Origin of the sequence: Streptomyces sp. NPDC050738 (assembly GCF_040654175.1) — a bacterium.
In the GTDB taxonomy this organism is placed as follows: domain Bacteria; phylum Actinomycetota; class Actinomycetes; order Streptomycetales; family Streptomycetaceae; genus Streptomyces.
In genome coordinates, this window is the sequence record NZ_JBFAHN010000004.1 from 160,726 (window position 1) to 187,323 (window position 26,598).

The following is a 26,598-nucleotide window of genomic DNA, read 5'->3' on the forward strand; positions in this document are numbered from 1 at the left end:
TGTGAAGCATGGGGCCCCTGTGGGGTACGTTCCGTCCACGCCATGGGGGGATACCTGGCGTTGCAGCGGCAGCAGAATGCCGCCATCCAGATGTGAGGTGCGCATGACGCGCAGACTCTTCGGCCGGGGCGGAAAGCGCCTCGGCATGCTCGGGGGAGTGGTGGCCCTGGCGGTCACCGGGGGGTTCGCCACGGCGGTACAGGCCGCGGCGGACGACGATCCGTACTCCTTCGAAGTGCACGGTTCCACCCTCAAGCCGGGCGAGGGATTCGCGGAACTCGCCCCCGATTCGGTGGGAGGCACGCCCAACGGGACCTTGATCTACGCCCTGAGCACCAAGCCGCTCACCGACGCCACCTGGGCAGGGGGCGGGCTCCCTGCCGGGATGAAGGCCACGGTCGACAGCGACTGCAAGGCCTTCTCCGGGGTCAAGGGCGTCTATACCTGCCCGACCAACGACGATCACATCTTCCCCGGGCCCATGGTCGAGGCCGCGGCGTCCACCGCGGACGAGACCACGCTCCACTACGGGGTGGTGTACGCCAAGAGCGGCGCGAACATCGCCGCCGCGGTGAAGCAGGCGCAGACGGTCGGCAGCGTCACGGAGGACGAGACGCGCGCCGCGCGTACGGTGCGCGTGCTGACTGCGGCCCACGTCGCCGGCAATACGATGACGCTCTCCACGCCCGCCCTCGCCGCGGGCGGCACGGTGACGCACACCGTTTCCCTGCACGCGGTGGACAACGGGGAGCTGCAGCTGACCTTCCGGCCTGCGGACGGGATGCGCGACCCGGAGGAGGACGAACTCAAGGTCACGATCACCGACGCCGCGGGTGGCCCCACCGCCGAGTGCGACCACACCACCGGCGACTTGGCCTACGGCGGAGTCACCTGCCAGGTCACGCCGGGCGATGCCACCGTGACGTACACCCTGAAGGCCGGTGCGACGGCGGCGGCCTGGAAGCTCGACATGGATGCCGTCTACCAGGTGTACAACTGGGGCGACGGCAACCCGGAGGCGTCGAGCGCTTTCGCGATCGACAGCACCCGCCCCGTCCCCACGCACTACAAGCTGCTCGCCCGGAACTCCAAGGGATACCTGGACTACCACTACGGCACCGGCAAGGCCACCGCGCCCTTCCGTGACTTCAACGAGACGATCGGCAGCGGCTGGAACACCTACACCGCGCTCACCAAGCTCGCCCCCATCACGGTGCAGGACACCGGCGGCGGCATCGTCGGACGCGACGCCACCGGCACGCTCTGGAACTACCGCATGTCCGGCGACTGGAACGTGGTCAAGCCGCGCGTCAAGGTCGGCACCGGCTGGAACGCGTACGACACGCTGACCGGTCTGGGCGACGTCTCGGGCGACGGGAAGCCCGACATGTTCGCGCGCGACAAGACCGGGGTGTTCTGGTTCTACCAGGGCACCGGCCAGGACGCCGCGCCCTTCGCCCCGCGGGTCAGGGTCGGCAGCGGCTGGAGCGCGTACACCCAGATCACGGGCGTGGGCGACATCTCCGGTGACGGCAAGGCCGACCTGATCGCACGCGACAAGGCAGGGGTGCTGTGGGTCTACCAGGGCACCGGCACAGTGGGAGCCGTGCCGTACGCGCCCCGGGTCAAGGTCGGCAGTGGCTGGAACGCCTACGGCCAGGTCTCGTACCCCGGTGACCTGACCGACGACGGCAAGGCCGACCTCGTCGCCAAGGACGCCTCGGGCGTGCTGTGGCTGTACAAGGGCACCGGCAACGCGGCCGCTCCGTACGCGGCGCGCGTCAAGATCGGCTCCGGCTGGGGTGCGTACAACAGCCTGCTCTGACAGGGGAGTTGCGCCACGAAGGCCCGGACCGGCGGATGTCACGCCGGTCCGGGCCTTCGTCGTCCGTCGCGGTGTCAGTGCCGTCCCGACAGGCGGTCCGCGTACTGCGCGATCTTGTCCGTCTCCGTCGTGCTGCCCGTCAGTTCGCGGCGGTCCGCACCCCGGTACGCCGCGTACATCGTGTGGACGGCGAGCCAACGCAGCGGCTCGGGCTCCCAGTTGCGGACCTTGTGGTTCACCCAGGGGAGTGTCGTGAGCTCCGTCGGGCCGCCCTGGCCCGAGTCCTGCTGGATCAGGTCGCGCAGGGTGCGGGCCGCCAGGTTGGCCGTGGCGACGCCCGAGCCGACGTATCCGCCCGCCCAGCCGAGGCCCGTCGTCCGGTCCAGGGTGACGGTCGCGCACCAGTCGCGCGGGACGCCCAGCACGCCCGACCAGGCGTGGTCGATGCGGGCCGAGGCGAGGGAGGGGAAGAAGCGGGTGAGGATCTCGCGCAGCGCCTCGATGGTCTCCGGCTGCGTACGGCCGTCGTTGTCGGTCTTCGAGCCGTAGCGGTACGGCACCCCGCGCCCGCCCAGCGCGATCCGGTCGTCGGCGGTGCGCTGCGCGTACATGTACGCGTGCGCCATGTCGCCCAGCGTCTCGCGGCCCTGCCAGCCGATCGTCTCCCACACGGAGGCGGGCAGCGGCTCGGTGGCGATCATCGAGGAGTTCATCGGGAGCCAGGCGCGGTGGCTGCCCTTGAGGGACGCGGTGAAGCCCTCCGTGCAGCGCAGGATGTACGGGGCGCGCACCGTGCCGTACGGCGTGACCGCGTGCTTCGGCTTGATCTCCGTGACCGGCGTCGACTCGTGGATCGTCACGCCCAGCGCCTCGACCGCCTTCGCCAGGCCCTTCACCAGCTTCGCCGGGTGCAGGCGCGCGCCGTGCGGCGTCCAGGTCGAGCCGACCGCGCCCTGGACGCGGACGCGCTCGGCGGTCTCGCGGGCGCCGTGGATGGTGCGTTCCTTCTCGCCGAAGGCGATCTCGACGGCGTGGAAGGCCTTGAGGCGCGCCAACTGGGCCGGGGTGTAGGCGACTTCGAGTACGCCGCCCTGGTGGATGTCCGCGTCGATGGACTCGGCCGCCGCGGTGTTCACCACCTCGGTGACCGTGTCGTTCATCGCCTGCTGGAGGCGGACGGCCTGCTCGTGGCCGTGGAGCTTGGCGTAGCGGTCGCGGCCCGCGATGCCGTTGTAGAGCCAGCCGCCGTTGCGGCCCGAGGCCCCGTAGCCGCAGAACTTGGCTTCGAGGACGGTGATGTTGAGGAAGGGGACCGCCTTCTTGAGGTAGTACGCCGTCCACAGGCCGGTGTACCCACCCCCGACGATCACGACGTCCGCCGACGTGTCGCCGGGCAGGGGCTCCCGCGGATCCGGGATGCCCTCGGTCGCGTACCAGAACGATATGCCGCCGTTGACGGTGCTCATGTCGATGTGTCCCCTGCTGTCGCCGCGCTGTTGTCGCGCAGGGTATCGAGTTCGCGGGACCTTTGGCCTGGGGGTACGGGTCCTTTGCGGTGCGATCGCCGTGCCTGCGGGTCCTAGCGTTGAGAGGAGGTCCCGTCGTTCTGCGGAAGGTTCCCCCATGGCTGCACGTCTGGCTGTACGTCGTCACACCGGACGCCTGGTCGCGTCGCTCGCCGCCGTCTCGCTGGTCGGCGCCGCGGCCGTGGGCTGCGCGTCCGCCTCCGGCCCGGCCTCCGACGCCGCCCCGGCCGCCTTCGCCGTGCAGCCCGCGTCCGATGCCGCCACGCTGGCCGGGCTCTCGGCCCAGGTGGTGGGCTCGAAGATCGTCGTCGGGGACGCGGACGCGCCGCACACCGTCACCGTGTACGTGGACCCCCGCTGCCCGTACTGCCAGAAGTTCGAGGAGGGCGGCGCGCAGGCGCTGCCCGGGCTCGTCGCCGCGGGCAAGGCCAAGGTCGAGTACCAGATGGCCTCCTTCCTCGACGCCCGGCTCGGCGGCAGCGGTTCGGTCAAGGCCGCGAACGCCCTGCGCGCCTCGGTGGAGGCGGGGACGGGGAAGTTCGCCCAGTTCCAGGCGGCGCTCTTCGCCAGCCAGCCGAGCGAGGAGACGGACGGCTTCACCGACGCCAATCTGCTGAAGATCGCCGACACGGTTCCCGGCCTGAACACGGCCGCCTTCAAGAAGGCCGTACAGCAGACCACGTACAAGGACTTCGTCGAGGCGTCGCAGAAGGCGTTCGCCGCGAACGCGGAGGGCACGCCGACCGTCCTCGTCGACGGCAGGGCGGTCACGGACGACGCGCTCTACGACGCGGCGGGCTTCACCGCGTACCTGAAGGCTGCCGGCCTCGCCTGAACAGCGACATCGGGTTCCACGGCTCGCCGTGGCCGCGCGTGATCGGGTAGCAGGCGAGCCCGATGAGCACCGAGGTGAAGTGGCCGAGGTCGGTGAAGGTGCGGCCGGTGAGCAGCGGGGCGCCGTAGATGACGAGGACGCCGATCAGGTAGACGTAGCGCCAGGGCGGTGCGATCCGGTACGTGAGGACGGCGACGACCCCGGCGAGCGCGTAACTGACGCCTACATCAAGGGTGTTGACCATGCTGGAGGCGGCATGGCCGTGGTGGACCGCCCAGAGCAGCGCGCCCTCGCTGATGTACGAGGCGAGGATGTGCGCCGCCGCCAGGACGGCGATCCAGCGCGCGGTGCCCAGCCAGCGCTCGGCCTGTGCGTGGAAGATCGAGTAGAGGACGGCGTACGGCAGCCAGCTCGATCCGTCGATCCACATCGCGCTCTGGAAGAGGACCCGGATCGGGGTGCTCGTGAGGTTGTTGATGTTGGTGGAGCGCTTGCCGAGGAAGTCGTCCAGGAACTCCGGGGACATGTGGCGCATGGCGACGGTCGTCAGGAAGAGGATCGCCAGCCAGATGTAGGTGCCCGGGGCGCTGCGGATGTACGCCCACACGGCGTGCAGGGCGCGGTGCGCGGGGGAGTGGTGCACGGGGCCGCTCAGGGGACTGGGGCCGGGGCCTGGGTTGCTGACGGGGCTGGAGCTGCTCATGGGGCGATTGACGCATGTCGGTACGCTCCGTGCCGTGAACGACATTCCGGAGGACCTGGGACTGCTGGAGCGGAGCACGGACTTCCTGCGGCGGTGGGGCCTGAGACAGGAGGGGCCGCCGATGCGCGGCCACGTCTCGGTGGTGCTGCCCGTGCTGCGGGAGGCCGACGGGGTGCGGGCCGCGCTCAAGGTGCAGGACGTCGACGAGGAGACGGCGGGGGAGCCGTACGCGCTGCGGGCATGGGGCGGGGACGGGGCCGTACGGCTGCTCGACCACGACCCGGAATCCGGGACGATGCTCCTCGAACGGCTCGACGAGGACCGCCCGCTCGCCTCCGTACCCGACGTGCTGGCGGCGACCCGGGTCATCGCGGAGCTGCTGGTGCGGATCAACGCGGTGAAGGCGCCGCAGGGGATGCGCGGCCTCACGGACATCGCCGCAGGGCTTCTGGACCGCGTGCCCGCCGTGCTCGACTCCCTCGCGGAGGAAGCGGAACGCCGGCTGCTGAAGGACTGCGAGGCGGCGCTGCGGGAGGTGGCGGCAGAGGCGGCGGCGGACGGGCAACTGCTCCACTGGGACCTGCACTTCGACAACGTCCTGGCCGCACGGCGCGAACCCTGGCTGGTCATCGACCCCAAGCCGCTCACCGGTGACCCCTGCTTCGAGCTGCTGCCCGCACTGTGGAACCGCTGGGAGGAGGGCAGGCTGCTGCGCCGCTTCGAGCTGATGACCGACGTCATGGAGCTGGACCGGGAGCGGGCGCGGGCCTGGACGCTCGCGCGCGTACTGCAGGGCTCGCTATGGCGCCTGGAGGAGGGCGAACGGCGTCTGGATCCCGGACAGGTGGAAGTCGCCCGTGCCCTGCTCCCCTAATCTGCCCGCATGATCCGAAATGCCACACCCGCCGACGTCCCCGTCATCCACGCCATGGTTCGCGAGCTCGCGGAGTACGAGAAGGCCCTCCACGAGGCGCAGGCCACCGAGGCGCAGCTGCACGAAGCGCTCTTCGGCGAGCGCCCGGCCGCGTACGCGTTCATCGCCGAGACGGAGACGGGCGAGCCCGCGGGATTCGCCCTGTGGTTCCTCAACTTCTCGACGTGGCGTGGGGTGCACGGCATCTACCTGGAGGACCTGTACGTCCGCCCCGACAAGCGGGGCGGCGGCTACGGCAAGGCGCTCCTGACGGAGCTGGCCCGCACCTGCGTCGACCGCGGCTACCAGCGCCTGGAGTGGTCGGTCCTCAACTGGAACGAACCCTCGATCCGCCTCTACGAAGCGCTGGGCGCCCGCCCGCAGGACGAGTGGACCGTCTACCGCCTCACGGACGGGGCGCTGGCGGAGCTGGGGGCGGCGCGACCGGCCTGACAGCTGACAGCTGACAGCTGACAGTTGGCAGTTGGCAGTTGGCAGCGCGAAACGGCGGAGCCCCGGCCGTCCGCCGCAGGGGCGGGCGACCGGGGCCGGGTGCAGGTCCGAGCGCGGGGCAGCCGGCTGGTCAGTCGGTGTCGTCCGCCTTGCACAGGTCGGTGTTGTCGTTGGTGCCGGGGTAGGCGGCTGCGCGTACGGCGCTGAAGTTCGCCTCGAAGGCCGAGACGACGGAGGTGTTGCTGATCTTCAGCATGCTCTCGTCGTTGTTGCGCAGGGCCGGGCCGCTCCAGTTGTGACTGCCGGTCCAGGCCAGTTGCTGCACGGAGCCGTCGTACATCCCGTTGATCATCAGGTTCTTCGAGTGCACGATCAGGCGCGAGGTCGGCGTGACGCGGCCGTCCTGATAGCAGCGCGCCTGCAGATTGGTCACACCGTGGAAGGCGCTCCAGGCGGCAGGGTCGGAGTCGCTGTACACGACGTCGACGAGACAGCCGGCCTGGGCCAGGGAACGCAGTTTGTCGGCGACGGCCTGCCTGCTGATCTTCAGCATGGCGGCGTGGACCGTCGTACGGTGCGCTCCGGCGGTGTCCGACCAGGTGCACTGCACGTTGTCGAGCATGTTGACGACCGTGTCGGTGGACGAGTCGGTCCCGGCACGCGGGAAGAAGTAGGTCTTGTAGTCGCCCGCGGGCTCGGTGGTGTAGGTCCAGGCGGATCGATTCTGGGCCGGCAGTTTGGCGAAGTACGCGATGTAGGAGTCGTACAGGGTGCTGTTGCCCGCCACGGTCAGCGAACTGTTCCAGTATTTGCTGTAGTTGGACGGCGACAGGTTGCTGGTCAGCTGCATCACCACGTCCTTGGCGGTGCCGCCGCCCGCACTGGTGACGGTCAGGAACTTGTTGTGGTTGATCCCCGTGCCGGCCGGGCCGAGGCAGGAGCTCGACTTGGTGCAGAGCTTCACGAAGGAGCCCTGTGCGGTGTCCGTGCCGAGAGCGGACTTCAGGATGTTGTACGTGGAGTCGTCGGGCTGGGCGGAGGTGGAGCTGATGGTGCTCTCGTCCATCACCACCCGCACGCTGACCCCGCGGCCCTTCGCGTTCGCCAGCTCGGTGGCGATGGTGTCGTCCCAGAAGTGGTAGATCGCCAGCCGGATGATGGCGCCGGAGTCCGCGTTCTGGATCAGGGTCCGGGCCTGGTTGCGGATGGTCTGCTGCTCGGCGGTCGTGCCGGTGGGCTTGTTGAAGATCGGCCCGACCGGGATCACCGCGGCTGCGGCGGGAGCGGCGGGCGCCAGCCCTCCGGCGGTGAGTCCCAGGGCGATGAACGCCGCCGGAAGGATCCCGCGCAGCCGTGGACGTATTCGTGCCATGAACATGCTTCCCCCTACATGGTCGTTACGACTCGCGCAGCGTAAGCGGGCGTGACAACCGTGGGGAAGGTGGGGCGAGTGCGTTTCAGGGGGTCAGGATCACCTTGCCCATCGTGCCCCGTGACTCCAGTGCGCGGTGTGCTTCGGCGGCGTTCGACAGCGGGTAGCGCTGAACTGCCGGGCGCAGGCGGCCTGTTGCGGCCTCGGTGAGGGCGCGGGTCTCCAGGGTGCGGATGCCGCCGGGGCCTGCCGCCTTGAGCATCGCGGGGCCCAGTACGAACTGGGAGGTGATCCCGCGCTCCGCGAGTTCGTCCTCCGTGAAGGAGAGCGGGGAGCCGTCATGGAGGCCCTGGCCCGACCAGCCGAAGACCAGATGCCTGCCGCCCTTGCCGAGGAGGTCCACGGCGGCGCGGGCGGTGATGCCGCCGACGGAGTCGAAGACGACGGTGGCGGTGCGGCCGGCGAGGTAAGTGCGGACGAGCGAGGGCCAGTTGGGGTCGGTGTAGTCGACGGAGAGGTCGGCGCCGTTCTCCTGGGTGCGGGCGGTCTTCGCCGGGCCGCCGGCCAGGGCGATGACGGTGGCCCCCTGGTTCTTCGCGTACTGCACCAGGAGCGTGCCGATGCCGCCCGCCGCCGCCGGGACGATCGCGATGCTGTCGGCGTCCAGGCCGGCGAACTGGAGGATGCCCAGGGTGGTGCGTCCTGTGCCGATCATCGCGACCGCTTCGGCGTCGCCCAACTGGTCGGGGAGTTCGTGGAGTTGGGCGGCGGCGGTGACCGCGAGCTCGGCGTAACCGCCCGGGTTCGTGCCGAGGTGCGCCACGACCCGTTTGCCGAGCAGGGCAGGGTCCGCGCCCTCGCCGACCGCGTCCACCACGCCCGCGACCTCGCGGCCGGGGATGGTCGGCAGTTCGGGCAGCGTGGGGAACGGGCCGGGGATTCCCTCGCGCAGGGCGGTGTCGATGAGGTGGACGCCGGAGGCGGCAACCTTGATCCGGACCTGGCCGGCGCCCGGTACGGGGTCCGCCACCGTCTCGTAGGTGAGGTTCTCCGCCGGGCCGAATGCGTGCAGTCGTATCGCTCTCATGGGGGCAGCGTGCTACCTCAAGTCTGCTTGAGGTCAAGGAGCGCACCGTTACCGGTGGGCGCCGTTGTCAGTGGTGTGGTCCAGCATGGACACATGGCAGCGCGCAAGAAGACTCCCGTGATCAGACGCCCCGAGGTGCGGCTTCCCCCGCTGAGCCCGTACAGCGGCCGTGGACTCGAACCGGACGGGGACTACGACGGCCTGGAGTTCCGGGGCGAGGACTTCACGGGCCAGGACGGGGCGGGGGCCCGCTTCATGGACTGCGCGGTGACCGAGTGCGCGCTGGACGAGGCGCATCTGGTCCGGGCCCGCTTCATCGACTCCGTACTGACAGGGATCAAGGGCGTCGGCACGGACCTGGCGGGGGCCTCGCTGCGGGACGTGGAGGTGGTGGACGCGCGCCTGGGCGGGGTGCAGATGCACGGGGCGGTCCTGGAGCGGGTGGTGGTGCGCGGCGGCAAGATCGACTATCTGAACCTCCGCGAGGCCCGCCTGAAGGACGTCACCTTCGAGGGCTGCGTGCTCTCCGAGCCGGACTTCGGTTCGGCGCAGCTGGAGCGCGTGGAGTTCGCGGGCTGCGAGCTGCGCCGGGCGGACTTCAGCGGGGCGAGGCTGAAGGACGTGGACCTGCGCACGACGGCGGTGCTGGACATCGCGAGGGGTGTGGACCGGCTGTCGGGCGCGGTGATCAGCCCCACCCAACTGATGGACCTGGCCCCCTCGTTCGCGGCCCAGATCGGAGTACGAGTGGAGAACTGATCCCCCCGCTCAGAGGCGGGGGAACTTGGCCTGCAGGGCCCAGATCGCCGGGTTGTCGCCCAGACCTTCGTGCATGTCGGCCAGGTCCGCGATCAGATCGTGCAGAAAGTCCCGCGCCTCACGCCGCAGCAACCGGAACCCGAACGTGAGCGGAGCCTCCTCCGCATCCATCCAGTCGGCCTCCACATCCACCCACCCGAAGCGCCGCTCGAAGATCATCCGGTCCGTGGACTCGGTGAAGTCGATCTCGGAGTACTGACGGTTGGCCGACCGGCTGCCGCGCGGATCCCGGTCGATCTCCTCGACGATGTCGCACAGCGCCCACGCGAAGTCGAGCACCGGAACCCATCCCCAGGCTGTGGACACTTCCCGGTCCGCCTTGGTGTCGGCGAGATACACGTCCCCGCAGAAGAGGTCGTGGCGCAGCGCGCGGACGTCCGCACGGCGGTAGTCGGTCTGCGGGGGGTCGGGGAAGCGACGCGAGAGGGAGTAGCCGATGTCGAGCACGTCACCGATGGTCCCACGCCGCCCGCCCCCTGATCGCGGCAGCAGCCCTCCCTAGGGCAGCAGCCCTCCCTAGGGCAGCAGCCCTCCCTAGGGCAGCAGCCCTCCCTAGGGCAGCAGCCCTCCCTAGGGCAGCAGCCGCTGCTCCTTCGCCACCGACACCGCGCCCGCCCGCGTATCGACCCCGAGCTTGTCGTAGATCCGCCCCAGGTGGGTCTTGACCGTGGCCTCGCTGATGAACAGGGCCTTGGCGATCTCCCGGTTGCCCAGACCGTGCGCGAGCTGCGCGAGGATGTCGCGCTCGCGGTCGGTCAGGGTGGGCCGCGGCTTGCGCATATTGGCCATGACGCGGCTGGCGACCGGCGCGGAGAGCGTCGTACGACCCTGCGCCGCCGCCTGGATCGCCGAGAACAGCTCCTCGGGCCGCTCCGCCTTCAGCAGATAGCCCGTCGCGCCCGCCTCGATGGCACGGGTGATGTCGGCATCGGTGTCGTACGTGGTGAGGACCAGCACGTGCGGCGTGGGCGCCGGGCCCGAGGTGAGCCGGCGCGTGGTCTCCACCCCGTCGATGCCCTCGCCGAGCTGGAGGTCCATCAGGACCACGTCCGGGGCGACCTTGGCGACGAGCGCGATGGCCTCCTCGCCCGTGCCCGCCTCGCCGACGACCTCGATGCCGTCGGCGCTGTCCAGGAGGGCGAGCAGTCCCGCGCGTACGACCACGTGGTCGTCGCACAGCAGGATGCGAATCGGGGTGCTCGGAGTGCTCGGGGTGCTCGGGGCGCTGCTCATGCTCGGGGCTCCAAAGGGATTGCTGCCGACAGGACCGTGCCCTCGCCGGGCGCCGACTCGATGGCCAGGGTGCCGCCCAGCTGGCGGACCCGGGCCCGGATCGCGGGGACCCCGTGGCCGCGTACGCCGGAGGGCGAATCCGGCAGCGACGCCGGGTCGAAGCCGTGGCCGTCGTCGGCGACGTCCAGGAGCGCCTGGTCGTCGAGCAGGGTGAGGGTGATGGCGGCGGTGGTGGCGCCGGAGTGCTCCCGTACGTTCGCCAGCGCGCCCTGCGCGATGCGCAGCAGCGCCGACTGGACCCGGTCGGGCAGCCGCGGGGTGCGCCCGCCGTCGTCGACATGGACGCGGACGGTGAGGGAGTCGCCGGACCCGCGGGCCGCGACGGCGCGCAGCGCCTCCTCCAGGCCGTGGGCGAGGTCGGCGGGGGCCAGGTCGTGCACGAAGCGGCGGGCCTCGGTGAGGTTGTGCTCGGCGACGGACTCCGCGGTACGGACATGCCCCCGCGCCTTGCCGGGATCCGACACCCACACCCGCTCGGCGGCCTGCAGCAGCATCTGCTGGCTGGACAGGCCCTGCGCGAGGGTGTCGTGGATCTCCATGGAGAGGCGCTGGCGCTCCGCGAGCGTCCCCTCGCGCCGCTCGGAGGCGGCGAGCTCCCTGCGCGTACGGATCAGGTCGTCGATCAGGATGCGCTGGCGTGCCGCCTGCCGTTCCATCGTGAGGAACACGGCCGTGGCGATCAGTCCGACCGCGGGCGGGCCGAGCACCAGATCCGGGTCCCAGCGGCCCGCGAGCCGCAGCTGGGCGGCGATCACCAAACCGGTCAGCAGGGCGACCAGGATCAGGGCCGCACGGGTCGGCAGCATGCGCAGGCCCGTGTAGAAGAGGGGCACCGCGCACCAGGCGAAACTGGGCGCCAGCACGACGAGCACCACCCACACGGCGACCACCAGCGTCAGCCACAGTCGTTGCTCCGCCAGGGGGCGCTGCGTGGTGCCGCGTACGAGCCCGACGACGTAGACCAGTGCCACGACGACGGTCAGCGCGATGATCCACGGGGTGCGGGCGGCGCCTCCGGGGTGGCGCAGCAGGAAGCGGGCCAGGGCCACGGCCAGCAGCAGGAAGAACGCGGCGTGCATGACGGTGGTGAGGCGCCGGGCGTCCACGTCGTAGCTTCCGTCGGTGTTCGTGCGCTGGATCTCGGGCATGGCCACTGCACCTCCCTCTGCGGCTCTCGCTGCGGCTCCGATCTGGGCAAACACTCCCATTGTCATGCGGTCGGCCGCCCCCGGGGTCAACCGATCGGATGACCCCGGGGTCGGCCGCTCGGCAGCCCGTGAGCAGCCGGAACGTCGACGGGTGGGGGCCGGTTCCGGACCCAGGATGGAGAGCAGAAGGAACCACCGTCCACATCTCGCTCTCCCCAGGAGTCACCATGCAGAAGCTTTCGCGCCGCTCGACCGTCATCACCTCCGGCGCCGTTCTCGCCGCCGTCGCGGCCGGCACCTTCGGTGCGGTCACCGCGAGCGCCGCCGGCCCGGCCGCCGCTCCCGCCGCCGTCGCCGCCGACGCCAAGAACAAGAACACCGCGACCACGACGCACCTGACGCTGGAGGCCGCCACCAAGGCTGCCGAGGCCGCGCTCGACGCCGCGAAGAAGGACAACCAGAAGGTCTCCGTCGCGGTCGTCGACCGTGACGGCCGCACCATCCTGACGATGCGCGGCGACGGCGCCGGCCCGCAGGCCTTCGAGGCCGCCGAGAAGAAGGCGTTCACCGCCGTCTCCTGGAACGCCCCGACCTCCGAGCTGGCCAAGCGCCTCGAGAAGGCCCCGACGCTGAAGGACATCCCCGGCACCCTCTTCCTCGGCGGCGGCGCGCCCGTCACCTCGAAGGGCGCCCCGATCGCGGGCATCGGTGTCGCCGGTGCGCCCTCCGGCGACCAGGACGAGAAGTTCGCCCAGGCCGGCGTGGCCGAGCTCAACAAGTAGGTCCCGCAGGTCCTGCCCTGACGGGGCGCTCCCAGGAGCGCCCCCACAGACTCCGGCGGCGCATGGTTCTCCCCCGTACCCTGTGCCGCCGGTCCGCATTTCCCGGGCCGGGCCGTGTCGTGCCCGCCGGGCGCCCACCCGACGACCTGTCCAGGACTGTCCCAGGAGTACTGACATGCCCTCCCTCAGCGAAGCCGACCGCGCCCTGCTGACCGCCGCCGACCGCGGCGACGCCGACGCGGTGCGTGCCGCGCTCGACGCAGGGGCCCGCACCGAGGCCCGCGACACCGACCTGCGCACCCCGCTGCTGATCGCCTCGCTCGGCGACCACGTGGCGGCGGCCGGGATCCTGGTCGCCGCCGGTGCGGACGTCAACGCCCAGGACACCCGTGAGGACAGCGCCTGGCTGGTCACCGGAGTGACGGGCAGCGTCGCCATGATGCGGACGCTGCTGCCGGCCGGCCCCGACCTGACCCTGCGCAACCGATTCGGCGGCGTCTCGGTCATCCCGGCGTCCGAGCGCGGACACGTCCGTTACGTGAAGGCCGTCCTGGCCGAGACGGACATCGACGTGAACCACGTCAACCGCCTTGGCTGGACTGCCCTGTTGGAGGCGGTGATCCTCGGCGACGGGGGCAGCGCGCACCGGCAGGTCGTGGAGATCCTGCTCGCCGCAGGCGCCACCCCCGGCCTCCCGGACGGAGACGGCGTCACCGCCCTGGTCCACGCCGAACGGCGCGGCTTCGAGGAGATCGCGGCCCTGCTCAGGGCCGCGGAATGACCCGTAGGGCCGCCGCGGTCCAGGCCGCCGGCTAGAACGCCGCGGTCTCCTCCGGCCGCCGCGTGGCGTATGTCACGGGCGGGCTTTGGACGCGACGGTTTCCGGGACGGCATCGAGGCCGTGGACCTCGCCCCGGGCGACACCCCCCGACTGCCCGCAGGCGTACGCCTGTTGGGCATCGCCGTTCCCTGGCGGACTCATGGGGACCTTTTGGCGGACATTTGACGCTCACTTCAGTGACGTATCTGTGACGGGGGTGTACTGGAGCTGTGCCCGGGAGCTGGGTAGGTTTCCGGTGTCAGCAGCACGACCGAACCGCCGCACCGGGAGGGCGTATGAGCGAGGGCCCCGGGTCTCCGGAGCGATTCGACGACTCCGAATTGCTGGAGATGACCAGGCAGGACCCCGCGCAGGCGCGCCTGCTGCGCAAGTCCCTGGAGGAGCTCTCCTCGGGGCGCGGCGGTGACGCGCTCAAGGAGATGGCCCAGGACGTGCTCGCCGGGCGCTCCAGCCTGCGGGACGCGGCACGGGTGTCGGCGTACTCCGAGGAGATCCTCACGCAGGCGGCGCCCATGACCGCACGGTGGGCCGCGCTCTCCGAAGCGGAGCGGGCGGAGCTGGCGGCCGAGGGCGAACGCCAGATCGCCGCGGCACAGGCAGAGATCGACGAGGAGCGCCGCACCGCGCTCAGGGACGGCGGCACCAAGTCCCGGCACGACGGCCGCGGCTGGTCGGCGTACTGACGATGACGTGCCACTACGGGGGAATGAGCTGAAATGCCAGATTTTCAGGTCGAGCCGGGAGCGATTGACGGCTTCTCGAAGCTCGTGTCGCGCGCCGCGGAGAACAGCACGCAGGCGGTTTCGTACGTGGACTCCGCCCAGATCGACAGGGCGGGCGGCGGTCACCTCTTCGACATGGTGGCGGGCGACCACGACCACTATGTGAGCGAGGCGAAAAAGGCCCTCGGCAAGGCCCAGAAGGTCCTCGACGCCTCGGGCCGCGAACTGGCCAAGGCGGCCGCGTACTACCGCACGACGGACCGCGGCGCGGCGGCGAAGCTCGACGCCACCTACCCGGGGTCCAAGGTGGGCGGCGGGCAGGGGGACGGCGGCGGTGCGGACGACTTCGCCGATACGAGCGACGCGGCGGACGTACTGAAGAAGCCGGGCGACCCCAGCAACCCGATCGTCAAGTACGCCATGGGGCACGTCGACGAGTACAAGATGAGCCCGGTCCAGAAGACCCTGGGCTCCATCCTCGACCTGGGCAGCCCCTCGGCGATGGCGGTGGAGGCCTCCAAACTCCTCTTCGACTTCGACCCCTTCGGCGAAGTGACGAACTGGATCGTGGGGGACTGGAACAACTACAACGACTGCGCGGAGATCTGGAGCAATCTCGGATCGTTCTGCGAGTCGGTGTCCGCGAACGTGAAGAAGGGCACCAACAACGTCGGCATCACCTGGGACGGAAACGCGGCGGACGCCGCGACCGTCTACTTCGACGAGTTCATGCAGAAGCTCGGCGAGTTCAAGGAAACCTTCGAATCACTCCGCCAGTGCTATGCCGAAGGTGCCCAACTGGCCTTCCAGTTCGCCGAGTTCCTCAAATCGTTCATCGTGATGTTCTCGGACATGCTGGTGATCTGGCTGGTGAACCTGGCCGCCGCGGAGGCCGTCAACCTGATCCCGATCGGCGGCCAGGCGGCATCGATCGCGATGTTCGCGCTGTGCGCCGCGGAAGCCATCCGGATCATGCAGCTGTGGGCCGAGGCGGCCAAGGCGTTCGACACGATGGCGAGCGCCCTGAGCGCACTCGCCCTGGCCATGTCGGCGGCGGTCAACGGCTTCTCGGCGGCGGACGGTTTCCCCGAGGTGGACTCGGCCGGCTACGACCACAGGGCGGTCTGAGTGCAGTTCATGGACGTCGGCGATCTCGACCTCTGGCTCTCCCGAGTCCGTAATCTCACGGTCGTCGCCGCAGTCGCCTACCCGGCGCTGGGCATCTTCCTGACCGTCGACGAGGGCTGGCACTGGAGCTATCTGGCGCTGTTCCTGCTGTCGCCGGTCGCGGCCGTCCTGGGCATCCGCGCCCAGCGCGAGATCCGCGGCGGCCTGGCGGCTGGGGCGATGGCGCTGGCCGTCGCGCCTCTCCCGCTGATGGCCGCGGTGGAAGCGCTCTGAGCGGTGTTCAGTCCCGGGGCGGCACCTGCGATCCGCCTCTTCCGGGAAGGTCGATGAGCGCGATGCCTTCCGGCTGAGCGACCGCCAGGCGGGTTCCGTCGGGGTGCAGGGCAGCGACAGGCGACGGGAGATCGTCGACCCCGTAGCTCCTGTCCTTGTGCGGCACCTCGACATCGGGCCATTCCGCCATCACAGCACCCGTGTCGACGTCGATCAGCGTCGGATGGCCGTACAGCGAGATGACCGTGTCGCCGCGTGCGAGGAGTGTGCCGATGGCGAGGGCGGTACGGCTTCGACGGAGCCATCGGCTCTCGGAGAGCGACCACACCGCCAACCGCTGTGGGCCCAGGGCGGGAGACTCGTCATCGTCGAGGGGCTCCTCCCCTGTCGCCACGGCCAGACGATCACCGTCGAGCCAGCAGGCCGAAACCACCTCGGCGTCGGTGGCCGGGGACATGGGGAGTACGCCGCGGCCATCGAGTACGGCAGGGTCCGTCAGCGCCTGGTCGAGATCGAACACCTCGACGACCCCGAACGGATGCCAAAACCAGCCCGCCGACAGCAGGTGTGTCCCGTCCGGACTCACCGCCAGGCGCGAGTGGAAGACGTCCCGAGGAGTGCGCTCACCCAGGGTCAGCCGCTCACCTGACTCCGCATCCTCGATCTCCAGGACGTTGTACTCATCCGGGCAGTGCACCAGGACCTCGCGGCCGTCCCGCAGCGTCCCGAGCGCCACCGGGTAATCGGAATCTTCTGCGTGGTCGCGACTGCGGCCCAACTCACGGACAGGGCGGCCGCCGTCGAGCAGCAGCGCCTCGGTGCCGCGCTCGGCGTACACCACCGTGAAGCGGCCCGACGAGGAGACGAGCCCCCGGTCGAAGGGCAGCCCATGGACAAGCGGGGCGCGATGCTCCACACCATCGGGACCCCACCGGCGGCCGCCGACCACATCGACCAGATCGTCGCCGTCCCACATCAGCGACTGCGCCTCACCCGTCGTCTTCCGAACGATCACAGTTCCCCCCTCAGGAACACCTGAGCCCCCGGCAAGCTGCCAGGGGCTCAGGGGCGGTCCGCCGATGCGCGGCGACCGTCAGAACATCAGACGTTGACGCCGAAGTCCTGGGCGATGCCGGTCAGGCCCGAGGCGTAGCCCTGGCCGACCGCGCGGAACTTCCACTCCGCGCCGTTGCGGTAGAGCTCGCCGAAGACCATGGCGGTCTCCGTGGCGGCGTCCTCGCTCAGGTCGTAGCGGGCGATCTCCGCCTCGCCGGCCTGGTTGATGATGCGGATGAAGGCGTTCCGCACCTGGCCGAAGTTCTGCGAGCGGTTCTCGGCGTCGTAGATCGAGACCGGGAAGACGATCTTCTCGATGTCGGCGGGCAGACCGGCCAGGTTGACCTTGATCTGCTCGTCGTCGCCGTCGCCCTGGCCCGTGACGTTGTCACCGGTGTGGACGATGGTCTGGTCCGGCGTCGCCTTGTTGTTGAAGAAGACGAAGTGGGCGTCGGAGAAGACCTTGCCGGCCGTGTTCACCGCGATCGCCGAGGCGTCGAGGTCGAAGTCGGTACCGGTGGTCGAGCGGACGTCCCAGCCGAGGCCGACCGTGACGGCGGTCAGGCCCGGGGCCTCCTTGGTGAGGGAGACGTTGCCGCCCTTGGACAGGCTTACAGCCATGGGATGGTCCCTTTCCGTCTTGGTGTACGGGCTCCGTGCGGTCACGAAGCTACCGTCACCTGACATAACGCAGGGAGGGGACCGAGAGGTTCCTGACGCCCTTTACTTTCTTTACCCCTGTGACCCGGACGGAAGAAACAGGGTGACGGGACGGGCCCGGACAGGCGACCATGGTGCACATGTCCGGTCGCGAACTCAGGGGGTCCGGGGGCCCACCCCCGGGAAAACACAGTATCCGAGGCTCCGTCTCACTTCCCGAGGCCGAGCTCATGTGGCGTTTCTCGCGCTCCTCGGGCCCTGGCGGCCAGCATGTGAACACCAGTGACTCCCAGGTGGAGCTCCGCTTCGACCTAGCCAAGACCGAGGCGCTGCCCGAGGTCTGGAAGGACCGGGCGCTGGAGCGGCTCGCCTCGCGGCTGGTCGGCGGCGTCATCTCCGTACGGGCCTCGGAGCACCGCTCGCAGTGGCGCAACCGCGAGATGGCCCTGGTGCGCCTGGCGTCCCTCCTCGCCGAGGCGACCGCGCCCCCGCCCAAGCCGCGCCGCGCCACGAAGATCCCCCGGGGCATCAACGAACGCCGTCTGCGGAACAAGAAGCAGCGCAGCGACACCAAGCGCGGCCGCACGGGAAGCGGCTGGGACTAGCCCAGCTGACGGTAACGCCCCCGGAAGTACGTCAGCGGGCCGCCCTCCGCGCTCGGCAGGTCCGCGGTGAGGACCCGTCCTATGACCAGGGTGTGATCCCCGGCCTCCACACGCTTCTCCGTACGGCACTCCAGCGTCGCCAGCGCGCCGCCCACCAGCGGTGCCCCCGACTCCTTGCCCCGGGCGTAGGGGATGTCCTCGAAGAGCAGCCGGTCGCTGATGCGGCCCTTCATCGCGAAGCGTCCCGCGATGTGGCGCTGGCTCTCGGCGAGGAGCGAGGCCGCCCAGAGGGGCTGCTCGGCCAGCAGGTCGTCCATGCGCGAGCCGTTGCGCACCGACACCATCACCAGTGGCGGCTCCAGCGACACCGAAAGGAACGCGGTCGCCGTCATGCCCACGTCTTCGCCGCGCGGTCCGTCGTCGGGGTCGTGCGCGGTGACCAGCACCACTCCGGCGGCGAGCCGCGACATGGCGGCGCGGAACTCCTCGTTGCTCACCCCCTCAGGATGGGGGACGGTTTCGGTTCGCGGGGCAGGGGTTGTCTGAAGCACAGAGGAAACGCTAGTGCCGGGTGGTATAGCGACACATCGGGCGCTGGGCCCGGTCCCAAGTCCTAGGACCCGTTGATTTCTGGTCAATATATGGCTGACTTGCGTTCAAGAAACCGATGGAGCGCTCCCATTTCCCACCTCGAACCCTTCATCCCCTGATGTGACTTGAGTCACGTACGCCAATATTTGTTGACCCTGTGTACCGGGTGGACAGCTCCCTGTGATTCAGTGGCCGTGAAGCTGCAACAAGAGTGCCGTTCAGAACCCAGGAGTTGCTGTCGAGGTCTCGGGGGGTGCGAGTGATGGAGACCGAGTCGGAGCCTTACGTCCGCCTTGCCACCCTGCGTCAGCTGCACCAGGTGGTCACCGACCTCAATACGGCCCGGAGCCTGGCGGACACCCTCCAGGTCGTCGCCGACGGCATCACCGCAGGACTCGGCTACGAACTGGCCTGTGTCAACCTCGTCCGCCCCGACGGTGACCTCGTCGTCGCCGCCTTCGCCGGATCCACCGCGGCCGAGGCCCTGATCACCGGCCGCGTCGGCTCCCGCACCTCCTGGGAGCGCCGCCTCTCCATGGGCGACGCCTGGGGCGATCTCGTCTTCATCCCGCACACCGAGGGCTGGGTCCTCATAGAGGACGACGTGCCGCAGTGGCACACCGACGGCCCCGAGCCCCGCTTCGAGGACGAGTGGCACCCGCGCGACCGCCTCTACGCCCCGATGTACGCATCGGGCAGCGGCCGCGAGCTCCTCGGCGTCATCTCCGTCGACCGCCCGCGCGGCGGCCGCCGTCCCGGCCCCTGGGGCCAGGAAGCGCTGCAGATGTACGCCTCCCAGGCGGCCATCGCCATCTCGAACGCCCGGCTGCGCGCCAACATGCAGCGCGCCCTGGTCCGCCTGGAGCGCGAGCAGCAGGCGCTGCGCGCCAGCGAGGAGTCCTTCCGGCAGGCCTTCGAGTACGCACCGAGCGGCATGGCCATCGCGGAGATGGGCGGCGACCAGCACGGCCGTCTGCTCCGTACGAACGACGCGCTCTGCCGCCTCCTGGGCCGCCCCGCCGCCGCGATGCGCCGGTACTCCTTCGCCGACCTGGTCCACCCCGAGGACGTGGGCACGCTGCTGCGCACCTCCGCCGAGGGCGGCAGGGCCGAGCTGCGGCTCGGGCGGCGCGACGGGACGTACGTCTGGGTCTCGCTGCGCAACTCCGTGGTCGCCGACACCGCCGACGGCCCCCGCTTCCTCCTCACCCACGTCGAGGACATCGAGGAGCGCAAGCGCCACGAACTGCACCTGGCGCACCGCGCCTCGCACGACGCGCTGACCGGGCTGCCGAACAGCGCCGAGCTCCGCTCGCGCCTGAGCTCCCGGCTCTGCGCGCGCCCCTACGCGGTGCGCGAGACGGCCATAGAGGCGTTGGACGCTGCGTACGAAGGGGGAGCGGCGGAGTCCGCCTCCCGTACGCACGACTTCGACTTCGGTACGGGCCTGGCCGGCGCGAGTCCGTACGACCACCACGTCCACACGATCGCCCCCTCGACCTCGGCGACCGCACCCGACGACGGCACGAAGGGCCTCGCGGTCCTCTTCTGCGACCTGGACGGCTTCAAGTCGATCAACGACCGCTTCGGCCACCACACGGGTGACGCGGTTCTCATCGAGGTCGCCCGCCGCCTGACGACGGGCGTGCGCGACGGCGACACGGTGGCCCGCCTCGGCGGCGACGAGTTCGTGGTCCTCGCGGACGGTCTGGGCGCGGCCGACGCGGCCGACCTGGCGGTGCGCCTGCGGAACGCGATCATTCCGCCGATACGGGTGGACGGCCGCGCGGTCCGCGTCGGGGCGAGCTTCGGCATCGGATGGGCCGAGTGCGGAATGTCCGTAGAAGAGGTATTGCGCTCCGCTGACCAGCGGATGTATGTGGAGAAGCGCTCCCGGGCGAAGGTGCATCGTCGGGCGGGTTAATCCGTACGGGGTAGGCTCCCCCGGGTCAGCGATGTGTGAGGAGTACTAGGGATGAGCACGCCCGAGGACGACGATCCGTTCGGCTACCTGTACGAGGACGGCCGTGCGGCAGGCGCCGTCCCGCCGCCCGGTGGCGGCGGCTACGGCTACCCGGGCCCGTCTGCGGGCGGCCAGCAGCAGCCGGGGGTGCCCAGGACCTCTTACAACCAGGTCCGCACGGTCGGCGAGCGCCAGTACGGCCAGCAGCAGCCGCAGCAGAACCAGCAGCAGTACGGCCAGCAGCAGTACACCCAGCCGACCGCCCAGTACGCGGCCCCGGAGACCTACGGGGGCGGCGTCCCGCCGCAGCAGCCGCGCTACCAGGACGACGACAACGGCGGCGGCCGGGGCCCGAACCACAAGGGCATCCTGATGGGCGCGGTCGCGGTCGTCGTGGTCGTGGTGATCGGCATCACCGTCGCGCTGATGAACGGCGGCGACGACACGAAGGACAAGGCCGGAGGCAGCGGCAGCACGGCCTCCTCCGACACCGGCCAGTCGGTGAAGCCCACCGATCCCGCGTCCCAGTCGCCGGAAGCCCCGCTGCCCAAGCAGGACGCGGCGACGCTCAAGCTGGGCGGCGGCGCCATCACCGACAAGACGGTGACGGGCGCGCAGGGCACCGGCGGCGCGTACATCAACGGCTTCAACGCGGTGGGCTCGTCGGTCACGTGGCAGGCGAACGTCGAGCAGGCGGGCGAGTACAAGCTGTCCGTGCGCTACTCGATCCCGGCCGCCGACGCCAACGCCACCCTGACGGTGAACGACAAGGCCAACAGCTCGCCGCTCGGTCTGAAGAACTTCATAAAGTCCACGGACGCGGACTGGACGAAGAACTGGCAGACCACCTGGGCGCCGGTGCAGCTCAAGCAGGGCGAGAACACGATCAAGATCTCCTGCGAGACGGGCAATCAGTGCAACGCCATCCTCGACTGGCTGGCGATCACGAAGAAGTGACCGTACCGCCGGCCGCCGTGCCGGACGCCGCATCGAGGACCTGCACCCGAGGGAGCAGGTCCTCGTAGGTTTTCCGGTCGAATTCGCCCGCGACCGGCGCCGCGACCGTCGCCGCCGAAAGCGCCACGGCCCTCGACAGCCGCTCGGGCCACGGGAGTTGCTCCACGAGGCCCGACAGCAGCCCCGCCACCGCCGAGTCGCCCGCGCCCGTCGGATTGCCCGCCAGCCGGGCCGGCGGCAGCGCCTGCCAGGTCCCCTCGGGGGTCGCGGCGAGCATGCCCTCGGCGCCGAGCGAGGCGACCACCGTACGGGCGCCGCGGCGTCGCGCGTCGTTCGTGGCGCGCAACGGGTCGCGGGATCCGGTCAGTTGGGCCAGCTCGTCCGCGTTGGGCTTGACCAGGTCGGGGCGGGCCGCGATGCCACGGCGCAGGGGTTCGCCGCTGGTGTCCAGGAGGACGGGGACGCCCGCCGTGCGGGCCTCGCGGACGAGTTGGGCGTACGCACCGACCGGCACCCCCGGCGGCAGGGAGCCGCACAGGGCCACCGCCGAGGCGCCGGCCAGGAGTTTGCCGTACCGGGCCAGGAAGATCTCCCACTCCGTGGCGGAGATCAGCGGCCCGGCCTCGTTCAGCTGCGTCGTGTCGCCGGTCGCCGCGTCGACGACCGCGATGGTGCGGCGGGTGGTGCCGCTGGAGTGGACCAGCGCGTCGGTCACCGGTGCCGCTGCCAGAAGGGACCGCAGCGTCTCGCCCGTGGCGCCGCCCGCGAAGCCGGTGACGACCGTCTCGTGGCCGAGGGCGGCCAGCACCCGGGCCACGTTCAGGCCCTTGCCGCCCGCGCGTTCGGTGACGGCGTCCACGCGGTGGCTCGCGTGCGGGACCAGCGCCGGGACGCGGTAGGTGATGTCGAGGGCGGTGTTCAGGGTGACGGTCAGAAGCACGGACTGATCATGTCAAAGCGGAAGCGGTTGGCCCAGGCCTCCGGACCAACCGCTTCCGCTCCAACGGACGCTCGAATCGGACTACTTGGGGTCAATCACCCATTCACCCTTGCGCATGACGCCCACGAGTGTGAACTCGGCGTCGAGCACCACCAGGTCCGCGTCCTTGCCCGGCTCCAGCGAGCCGACCTTGTCGTCGATGCCGAGCAGCCGCGCGGGGTTGGCCGAGATGGACCGTACGACGTCGTCGACGGAGAGCTTGTCGACGGTCACCGCGCGCTTGAACGCGGTGTCGAGCGTGAGCGTCGAGCCCGCGATCGAGCCGCCCTCCACCAGCCGCGCGACGCTGTCCTTGACCTCGACCTCCATCGGCCCGAGGTGGTAGACCCCGTCGCCGAAGCCCGCCGCGTCCATCGCGTCCGTGATGAAGGCGACGCGCGAGGAGCCGGCCGAGCGGTACGCCAGCTCCAGCGAGGCCGGGTGCAGATGCGTGCCGTCGTTGATGAGCTCGACCGTGACCCGCTCGTCCTCCAGGAGGGCGGCGATCGGGCCCGGCGCGCGGTGGCCGAGGCCCGGCATCGCGTTGAAGAGGTGGGTGGCGACGGTGGCGCCCGCGTCGATGGCCTCCACCGTCTGCTCGTACGTCGCATCGGTGTGGCCGATGGCCGCGATGACGCCGTTCTCGGCGAGCATCCGCACCGAGTCCAGGCCGCCGCGCATCTCGGTGGCCAGGGTGAACATCTTCGCCGTGCCGCGCGCCGCGTCCATCAGCTTGCGTACGTCGGCCGGGTCGGGGTCGCGCAGCAGCTCCTCCATGTGCGCGCCCTTGCGGCAGGGGGAGATGAACGGGCCCTCGAAGTGCACGCCCGCCAGATCGCCCTGCTCGACGAGCTCGGAGAGCAGCCCGGCCCGCTCGGCCAGGAACTCCATCGTGCCCGTCACGGTCGACGCCACGATGGTCGTGGTGCCGTGCTCGCGGTGGGTCCGTACGCCCTTGAGGATCTCCTCCGGCGTACCCGAGGTGAAGGACGCGCCGCCGCCGCCGTGCACATGCATGTCGACGAAGCCGGGGACGATCCAGTGCCCGGTCAGGTCGACGATCTCGGCGCTCTCGGGGGCCGCGCCCACGATCTGCGAGCCCTCGACGATGACCCGCCCGCCGTCGACGGTCCCGGTCGGCAGCACGACACGAGCCCCGGTGAGAACCTTTTCTGCGGCCATCAGGCGGATACCTCCGTGGAGAGTAGATCCCAGGCGAGCAGCCCTGCGCCCAGGCATCCGGCGGTGTCCCCAAGGGCCGCCGGGACGATGTGGGGAAGCTTCTGGAACGTCACGCGTTCCTCGACAGCGGCCCTCAGGGGTACGAACAAGGTTTCCCCGGCCTCGGCGAGACCGCCACCGATGATCAGGGTCCTGGGGTCGAGCAGGGTGAGCGCGGTGACGAGGCCGTCGGCGAGCGCGTCGACCGCGTTCTGCCAGACCTCGGCGGCCTTCGGATCGCCCGAGGCGACGGCCTTGGCGCAGTCCGCGGCGTCCGCGGAGGGGTCGCCGGAGGCCTCGGCCCAGGCGAGGGAGACGGCGGACGCGGAGGCGTACCGCTCCAGGCAGCCGCGCTGTCCGCAGCTGCAGGGAACGCCTTGGTGGCGTACGACCACATGGCCGATCTCGCCCGCGTACCCGTGCGCGCCTTCCTCGATCCGGCCGTCGATTCCTATCGCGCCCGCGATGCCCGTGCCGAGGGGCAGGAAGAGGAAGCGGTCGGCGCCCTTGCCGGCTCCGATACGTCCCTCTGCCAGGCCTCCGGTGCGTACGTCGTGGCCGAGCGCGACCGGCACGTCGCCGAGCCGGGCCGAGAGCAGCTCCCGCATGGGGAGGTCGCTCCAGCCGAGGTTGGCGGAGTAGACCGCGATGCCGTTCGCGGCGTCGACGATGCCGGGGACGGCGACGCCTGCCGCGGCGGCGCTCTCGCCGAAGTGCTCCTCGCCGTACGCGCGCAGATCCTCCGCGAAGACGAGGATCGACTCGACCACAGCCTCGGGCCCGCGCTCGCGTCCTGTGGCCCGCCGGGCCTCGTGGAGGAGGGTGCCGTCGGCCCCGACCAGGGCGGCCTTCATACCGGTGCCGCCCACATCAAGGGCGATGACATGTCTCACGGGGCAAGTGTCGCCCGTAAACCCCGGAGAGGTCTAGTCCACTGTGCTGGATTGTTGCGCAGCCATACAAAACCTCGGCCTACAGAGGGGGGCGTTGCACAAGCGATATGTGGGTGGTGTAGACCTCATAGCTTGCCGTGAGGGAAAATCGCAGCTCATTGCGACAGGACGTCACGGGGGACCGACTGAAACTCTAAGGGTGGGAAAGAGCTGTGGTGCAGCGGCGCTATGTGGGTCTGACGGCGGCTGTTGCCGCGCTCGGCATGACAGTAACGCTGGCGGGCTGCGGCACCGGCACCGGCTCCGACGACGTCACCCTGAAGGTGGTCGTGGCCAACTACGACCCCAACGACGGTCCCAGCACCCAGCAGTACTGGGACAAGCTGGCATCGGCCTACGAGGCGAAGAACTCCGGCATCAAGATCGACGTCACCGCCTACTCCTGGAAGGTCGTCGACGCCAAGGTCGCGGAGATGGTCAAGGCGGGCAAGGCCCCCGACATCGCGCAGATCGGCGCGTACTCCGACTACGCGGACCAGGGCAAGCTCTACAGCGCGGACGACCTGCTCTCCGTCCCTGTGCAGGCCAACTTCCTCTCCACGCTCACCGACGCGGGCGAGCAGAACCGTACCCAGTACGGAATGCCCTTCGTCGCCTCCACCCGGCTGCTCTTCTACAACAAGAAGATGTTCGCCGACGCCGGGATAGCGAAGGCACCGACCACCTGGGACGAGCTCGAGGCGGACGCCAAGAAGCTCAAGCAGGACAACGTGAAGTACCCCTACGCACTGCCGCTCGGCACCGAAGAGGCGCAGGCCGAGACGATGCAGTGGCTGCTCAGCGGCGGCGACGGCTACACGGACAGCGTCGGTTCCTACACGATCGACTCGGCCGCCAACATCAAGACCTTCTCCTGGCTGAAGGACAACCTGGTGGGCGCGGGTCTGACCGGCCCGGTCGCCCCCGGCAAGCTCGACCGCGCAGTGGCGTACAAGGCCTTCATCAACGGCCAGGTCGGCATGCTCAACGGCCACCCGACGCTGGTGAAGCAGGCGGTGGCCAAGGGCATCAAGGTCGGCATGGTGCCGATGCCGGGCCTCGGCGGCAGGACGAAGGCGACCATGGGCGTCGCCGACTGGATCATGGGCTTCAAGCAGAACGGTCACGGCGCGGAGATCGGCAAGTTCCTCGACGACGTCTTCAGCGACAAGAACGTCCTGGACTTCGCGGGCCAGTACGACCTGCTGCCGGCCACGGTCTCCGCCTCGGACGCGATGTCCAGGGACCCCGAGCACAAGGACCTCAAGGCCTTCCTGGACGCGCTGCCCTCCTCGCAGCTGCCCCCGGTGGACAAGACCTCGTGGCCGACGGTGAGCGACGCGATCAAGAAGAACATCGGCAAGGCGGTGGCGCCGGGAAGCCAGCCGGCGACGGTTCTCAGCCAGCTCCAGACGACGGCACAGACGGCCCAGAGCGCCGAGTAGTACGTTGTCGGGCGTGGCCGGAACAGGGGGCGGGGACGAGGCGGAGCTGGACTCCGTCCTCGCGGTCCTCGCGGTGGAACGGGAGTCGTGGCCCGGCCCCGGGGCGAAGGAGCGGGCGATACGGGAGCGGCTGGGGATTTCGCCCACGCGGTACTACCAGCTCCTGAACGCGCTGCTCGACGATGCGAGGGCGCTGGAGCGGGACCCGGTGACGGTGAACCGCTTGCGCCGGCTCCGCGACGCGAAACGGGGTCGGCGGTAGGCCCCGCCGCTTCGGGGGCTTGATTTTGCCCACCATCGCTTTGACGGCGCGAGTGCGAGCGAAGTTCAGCAAAATCAGCCCGTCCGGCGATTGAGGACACGTGGCTGAAGGCCGCGTACGGGGGCGCAGGGGGCGTAGCCCCCGCATACCGGGGCCGAGGGGGTCTGGGGCTCTGCCCCAGTTTCGGGAAGGGGCGGGTAGGGGATC

Annotated in this window: 28 protein-coding genes; 15 read left to right on the forward strand and 13 right to left on the reverse strand. The window is 70.3% G+C overall.

Annotation, left to right across the window (positions count from 1 at the left end):
* The first annotated feature begins 103 nt into the window (after nt 1–103).
* On the forward strand, nt 104–1,825 hold the full coding sequence (locus AB0H78_RS12400; RefSeq protein ID WP_363234291.1) for a VCBS repeat-containing protein: 1,722 nt from the start codon (nt 104–106) through the stop codon (nt 1,823–1,825).
* 74 nt (nt 1,826–1,899) lie between these two features.
* Here the strand turns inward: AB0H78_RS12400 and AB0H78_RS12405 are convergent, their stop codons facing one another.
* On the reverse strand, nt 1,900–3,291 hold the full coding sequence (locus AB0H78_RS12405) for an FAD-dependent oxidoreductase (RefSeq protein ID WP_363234292.1): 1,392 nt from the start codon (nt 3,289–3,291) through the stop codon (nt 1,900–1,902).
* A gap of 157 nt (nt 3,292–3,448) precedes the next feature.
* Between AB0H78_RS12405 and AB0H78_RS12410 the strand changes: the two genes are divergently transcribed.
* Complete coding sequence (locus AB0H78_RS12410) at nt 3,449–4,186, forward strand: thioredoxin domain-containing protein (RefSeq protein WP_363234293.1); 738 nt, start codon at nt 3,449–3,451, stop codon at nt 4,184–4,186.
* Here the strand turns inward: AB0H78_RS12410 and AB0H78_RS12415 are convergent.
* Nucleotides 4,152–4,889: a rhomboid-like protein gene (locus AB0H78_RS12415; protein WP_363234294.1), complete on the reverse strand. Its 738-nt coding sequence runs from the start codon at nt 4,887–4,889 to the stop codon at nt 4,152–4,154. The two genes, AB0H78_RS12410 and AB0H78_RS12415, sit on opposite strands and share 35 nt — an antisense overlap.
* Here AB0H78_RS12415 and AB0H78_RS12420 point away from each other — a divergent pair.
* Together AB0H78_RS12420 and AB0H78_RS12425 are read left to right on the forward strand one after the other, a co-directional pair.
* The gene (locus tag AB0H78_RS12420; RefSeq protein ID WP_363234295.1) at nt 4,888–5,763 is read left to right on the forward strand and encodes an aminoglycoside phosphotransferase family protein; all 876 of its coding nucleotides are present in this window, start codon (nt 4,888–4,890) and stop codon (nt 5,761–5,763) included. The genes AB0H78_RS12415 and AB0H78_RS12420 overlap by 2 nt on opposite strands.
* A 9-nt stretch (nt 5,764–5,772) precedes the next feature.
* Nucleotides 5,773–6,255, forward strand: coding sequence for a GNAT family N-acetyltransferase (locus AB0H78_RS12425; RefSeq protein WP_363234296.1), 483 nt, complete (start codon nt 5,773–5,775; stop codon nt 6,253–6,255).
* 130 nt (nt 6,256–6,385) lie between these two features.
* Here the strand turns inward: AB0H78_RS12425 and AB0H78_RS12430 are convergent, their stop codons facing one another.
* Both AB0H78_RS12430 and AB0H78_RS12435 read right to left on the reverse strand, forming a co-directional pair.
* Nucleotides 6,386–7,627 (reverse strand): phospholipase D-like domain-containing protein, encoded by a 1,242-nt coding sequence (locus AB0H78_RS12430; protein ID WP_363234297.1) that lies wholly within the window; start codon nt 7,625–7,627, stop codon nt 6,386–6,388.
* Between the two features lie 85 nt (nt 7,628–7,712).
* A complete protein-coding gene (locus AB0H78_RS12435; protein ID WP_363234298.1) occupies nt 7,713–8,714 on the reverse strand; it encodes a zinc-binding dehydrogenase in 1,002 nt (333 codons plus the stop codon).
* Nucleotides 8,715–8,807: 93 nt separating this feature from the next.
* Here AB0H78_RS12435 and AB0H78_RS12440 point away from each other — a divergent pair, with 93 nt between their 5' ends.
* On the forward strand, nt 8,808–9,473 hold the full coding sequence (locus AB0H78_RS12440; protein ID WP_363234299.1) for a pentapeptide repeat-containing protein: 666 nt from the start codon (nt 8,808–8,810) through the stop codon (nt 9,471–9,473).
* Between the two features lie 9 nt (nt 9,474–9,482).
* Here the strand turns inward: AB0H78_RS12440 and AB0H78_RS12445 are convergent, their stop codons facing one another.
* From AB0H78_RS12445 to AB0H78_RS12455, 3 genes are all read right to left on the reverse strand, one after another.
* Nucleotides 9,483–9,980, reverse strand: coding sequence for a hypothetical protein (locus AB0H78_RS12445; RefSeq protein WP_363234300.1), 498 nt, complete (start codon nt 9,978–9,980; stop codon nt 9,483–9,485).
* Between the two features lie 123 nt (nt 9,981–10,103).
* Nucleotides 10,104–10,766, reverse strand: a complete 663-nt coding sequence (locus tag AB0H78_RS12450) for a response regulator transcription factor (protein ID WP_363234301.1) — start codon at nt 10,764–10,766, stop codon at nt 10,104–10,106.
* Nucleotides 10,763–11,974, reverse strand: a complete 1,212-nt coding sequence (locus tag AB0H78_RS12455) for a sensor histidine kinase (protein ID WP_363234302.1) — start codon at nt 11,972–11,974, stop codon at nt 10,763–10,765. Before AB0H78_RS12455 ends, AB0H78_RS12450 begins: the two co-directional genes overlap by 4 nt.
* A gap of 227 nt (nt 11,975–12,201) precedes the next feature.
* Between AB0H78_RS12455 and AB0H78_RS12460 the strand changes: the two genes are divergently transcribed.
* The 5 genes from AB0H78_RS12460 to AB0H78_RS12480 all read left to right on the forward strand — a co-directional run bounded on the left by AB0H78_RS12460 (nt 12,202) and on the right by AB0H78_RS12480 (nt 15,720).
* Nucleotides 12,202–12,756 carry a heme-binding protein gene (locus AB0H78_RS12460; RefSeq protein ID WP_363234303.1) on the forward strand — a complete coding sequence of 185 codons (555 nt, stop codon included), beginning with the start codon at nt 12,202–12,204 and terminating at the stop codon, nt 12,754–12,756.
* A 175-nt stretch (nt 12,757–12,931) separates the two neighbouring features.
* The gene (locus AB0H78_RS12465) at nt 12,932–13,537 is read left to right on the forward strand and encodes an ankyrin repeat domain-containing protein (protein ID WP_363234304.1); all 606 of its coding nucleotides are present in this window, start codon (nt 12,932–12,934) and stop codon (nt 13,535–13,537) included.
* 335 nt (nt 13,538–13,872) lie between these two features.
* Entirely contained in the window at nt 13,873–14,280 is a 408-nt protein-coding gene (locus tag AB0H78_RS12470; protein ID WP_363234305.1) for a hypothetical protein, read from the forward strand.
* A gap of 33 nt (nt 14,281–14,313) precedes the next feature.
* Nucleotides 14,314–15,447, forward strand: a complete 1,134-nt coding sequence (locus AB0H78_RS12475; protein ID WP_363234306.1) for a hypothetical protein — start codon at nt 14,314–14,316, stop codon at nt 15,445–15,447.
* A gap of 9 nt (nt 15,448–15,456) precedes the next feature.
* Nucleotides 15,457–15,720, forward strand: a complete 264-nt coding sequence (locus AB0H78_RS12480) for a hypothetical protein (protein WP_363234307.1) — start codon at nt 15,457–15,459, stop codon at nt 15,718–15,720.
* A gap of 7 nt (nt 15,721–15,727) precedes the next feature.
* Here AB0H78_RS12480 and AB0H78_RS12485 read toward each other — a convergent pair whose 3' ends face one another.
* The gene (locus tag AB0H78_RS12485) at nt 15,728–16,735 is read right to left on the reverse strand and encodes a hypothetical protein (protein ID WP_363234308.1); all 1,008 of its coding nucleotides are present in this window, start codon (nt 16,733–16,735) and stop codon (nt 15,728–15,730) included.
* A gap of 86 nt (nt 16,736–16,821) precedes the next feature.
* The gene (locus AB0H78_RS12490; protein ID WP_363234309.1) at nt 16,822–17,397 is read right to left on the reverse strand and encodes a TerD family protein; all 576 of its coding nucleotides are present in this window, start codon (nt 17,395–17,397) and stop codon (nt 16,822–16,824) included.
* 179 nt (nt 17,398–17,576) lie between these two features.
* Here AB0H78_RS12490 and arfB point away from each other — a divergent pair, with 179 nt between their 5' ends.
* A complete protein-coding gene (arfB, locus tag AB0H78_RS12495) occupies nt 17,577–18,041 on the forward strand; it encodes an alternative ribosome rescue aminoacyl-tRNA hydrolase ArfB (RefSeq protein ID WP_363234310.1) in 465 nt (154 codons plus the stop codon).
* Here the strand turns inward: arfB and AB0H78_RS12500 are convergent.
* Nucleotides 18,038–18,592 (reverse strand): flavin reductase family protein, encoded by a 555-nt coding sequence (locus AB0H78_RS12500; RefSeq protein WP_363234311.1) that lies wholly within the window; start codon nt 18,590–18,592, stop codon nt 18,038–18,040. The genes arfB and AB0H78_RS12500 overlap by 4 nt on opposite strands.
* Nucleotides 18,593–18,894: 302 nt before the next feature.
* Between AB0H78_RS12500 and cdgB the strand changes: the two genes are divergently transcribed.
* Together cdgB and AB0H78_RS12510 are read left to right on the forward strand one after the other, a co-directional pair.
* On the forward strand, nt 18,895–20,556 hold the full coding sequence (cdgB, locus tag AB0H78_RS12505) for a diguanylate cyclase CdgB (RefSeq protein WP_363234312.1): 1,662 nt from the start codon (nt 18,895–18,897) through the stop codon (nt 20,554–20,556).
* A 51-nt stretch (nt 20,557–20,607) separates the two neighbouring features.
* Nucleotides 20,608–21,552, forward strand: coding sequence for a CBM35 domain-containing protein (locus AB0H78_RS12510; RefSeq protein ID WP_363234313.1), 945 nt, complete (start codon nt 20,608–20,610; stop codon nt 21,550–21,552).
* On the opposite strand, the gene AB0H78_RS12515 is transcribed toward AB0H78_RS12510, so the two are convergent.
* From AB0H78_RS12515 to AB0H78_RS12525, 3 genes are all read right to left on the reverse strand, one after another.
* On the reverse strand, nt 21,539–22,492 hold the full coding sequence (locus AB0H78_RS12515) for a 1-phosphofructokinase family hexose kinase (RefSeq protein WP_363234314.1): 954 nt from the start codon (nt 22,490–22,492) through the stop codon (nt 21,539–21,541). The two genes, AB0H78_RS12510 and AB0H78_RS12515, sit on opposite strands and share 14 nt — an antisense overlap.
* 81 nt (nt 22,493–22,573) lie before the next feature.
* Complete coding sequence (gene nagA, locus AB0H78_RS12520) at nt 22,574–23,713, reverse strand: N-acetylglucosamine-6-phosphate deacetylase (RefSeq protein ID WP_363234315.1); 1,140 nt, start codon at nt 23,711–23,713, stop codon at nt 22,574–22,576.
* Nucleotides 23,713–24,645: an ROK family protein gene (locus AB0H78_RS12525; protein ID WP_363234316.1), complete on the reverse strand. Its 933-nt coding sequence runs from the start codon at nt 24,643–24,645 to the stop codon at nt 23,713–23,715. The genes nagA and AB0H78_RS12525 overlap by 1 nt, the downstream gene beginning before the upstream one ends.
* A 263-nt stretch (nt 24,646–24,908) precedes the next feature.
* On the opposite strand from AB0H78_RS12525, the gene AB0H78_RS12530 reads away from it, so the two are divergent.
* Together AB0H78_RS12530 and AB0H78_RS12535 are read left to right on the forward strand one after the other, a co-directional pair.
* Nucleotides 24,909–26,129, forward strand: coding sequence for an extracellular solute-binding protein (locus tag AB0H78_RS12530; protein ID WP_363234665.1), 1,221 nt, complete (start codon nt 24,909–24,911; stop codon nt 26,127–26,129).
* A 13-nt stretch (nt 26,130–26,142) separates the two neighbouring features.
* Nucleotides 26,143–26,391: a DUF3263 domain-containing protein gene (locus tag AB0H78_RS12535; protein WP_363234317.1), complete on the forward strand. Its 249-nt coding sequence runs from the start codon at nt 26,143–26,145 to the stop codon at nt 26,389–26,391.
* Nucleotides 26,392–26,598 lie beyond the last annotated feature (207 nt).

Coding starts and splice junctions, on each gene's coding strand:
- arfB (WP_363234310.1), top strand. CDS start 17,577: ATGTCCGGTCGCGAACTCAGGGGGTCCGGGGGCCCACCCCCGGGAAAA.
- AB0H78_RS12490 (WP_363234309.1), bottom strand. CDS start 17,397: ATGGCTGTAAGCCTGTCCAAGGGCGGCAACGTCTCCCTCACCAAGGAG.
- AB0H78_RS12425 (WP_363234296.1), top strand. CDS start 5,773: ATGATCCGAAATGCCACACCCGCCGACGTCCCCGTCATCCACGCCATG.
- AB0H78_RS12415 (WP_363234294.1), bottom strand. CDS start 4,889: ATGAGCAGCTCCAGCCCCGTCAGCAACCCAGGCCCCGGCCCCAGTCCC.
- cdgB (WP_363234312.1), top strand. CDS start 18,895: ATGGAGACCGAGTCGGAGCCTTACGTCCGCCTTGCCACCCTGCGTCAG.
- AB0H78_RS12440 (WP_363234299.1), top strand. CDS start 8,808: ATGGCAGCGCGCAAGAAGACTCCCGTGATCAGACGCCCCGAGGTGCGG.
- nagA (WP_363234315.1), bottom strand. CDS start 23,713: ATGGCCGCAGAAAAGGTTCTCACCGGGGCTCGTGTCGTGCTGCCGACC.
- AB0H78_RS12410 (WP_363234293.1), top strand. CDS start 3,449: ATGGCTGCACGTCTGGCTGTACGTCGTCACACCGGACGCCTGGTCGCG.
- AB0H78_RS12455 (WP_363234302.1), bottom strand. CDS start 11,974: ATGCCCGAGATCCAGCGCACGAACACCGACGGAAGCTACGACGTGGAC.
- AB0H78_RS12430 (WP_363234297.1), bottom strand. CDS start 7,627: ATGGCACGAATACGTCCACGGCTGCGCGGGATCCTTCCGGCGGCGTTC.
- AB0H78_RS12475 (WP_363234306.1), top strand. CDS start 14,314: ATGCCAGATTTTCAGGTCGAGCCGGGAGCGATTGACGGCTTCTCGAAG.
- AB0H78_RS12435 (WP_363234298.1), bottom strand. CDS start 8,714: ATGAGAGCGATACGACTGCACGCATTCGGCCCGGCGGAGAACCTCACC.
- AB0H78_RS12510 (WP_363234313.1), top strand. CDS start 20,608: ATGAGCACGCCCGAGGACGACGATCCGTTCGGCTACCTGTACGAGGAC.
- AB0H78_RS12465 (WP_363234304.1), top strand. CDS start 12,932: ATGCCCTCCCTCAGCGAAGCCGACCGCGCCCTGCTGACCGCCGCCGAC.
- AB0H78_RS12405 (WP_363234292.1), bottom strand. CDS start 3,291: ATGAGCACCGTCAACGGCGGCATATCGTTCTGGTACGCGACCGAGGGC.
- AB0H78_RS12400 (WP_363234291.1), top strand. CDS start 104: ATGACGCGCAGACTCTTCGGCCGGGGCGGAAAGCGCCTCGGCATGCTC.
- AB0H78_RS12530 (WP_363234665.1), top strand. CDS start 24,909: ATGACAGTAACGCTGGCGGGCTGCGGCACCGGCACCGGCTCCGACGAC.
- AB0H78_RS12480 (WP_363234307.1), top strand. CDS start 15,457: ATGGACGTCGGCGATCTCGACCTCTGGCTCTCCCGAGTCCGTAATCTC.
- AB0H78_RS12450 (WP_363234301.1), bottom strand. CDS start 10,766: ATGAGCAGCGCCCCGAGCACCCCGAGCACTCCGAGCACCCCGATTCGC.
- AB0H78_RS12420 (WP_363234295.1), top strand. CDS start 4,888: ATGGGGCGATTGACGCATGTCGGTACGCTCCGTGCCGTGAACGACATT.
- AB0H78_RS12470 (WP_363234305.1), top strand. CDS start 13,873: ATGAGCGAGGGCCCCGGGTCTCCGGAGCGATTCGACGACTCCGAATTG.
- AB0H78_RS12460 (WP_363234303.1), top strand. CDS start 12,202: ATGCAGAAGCTTTCGCGCCGCTCGACCGTCATCACCTCCGGCGCCGTT.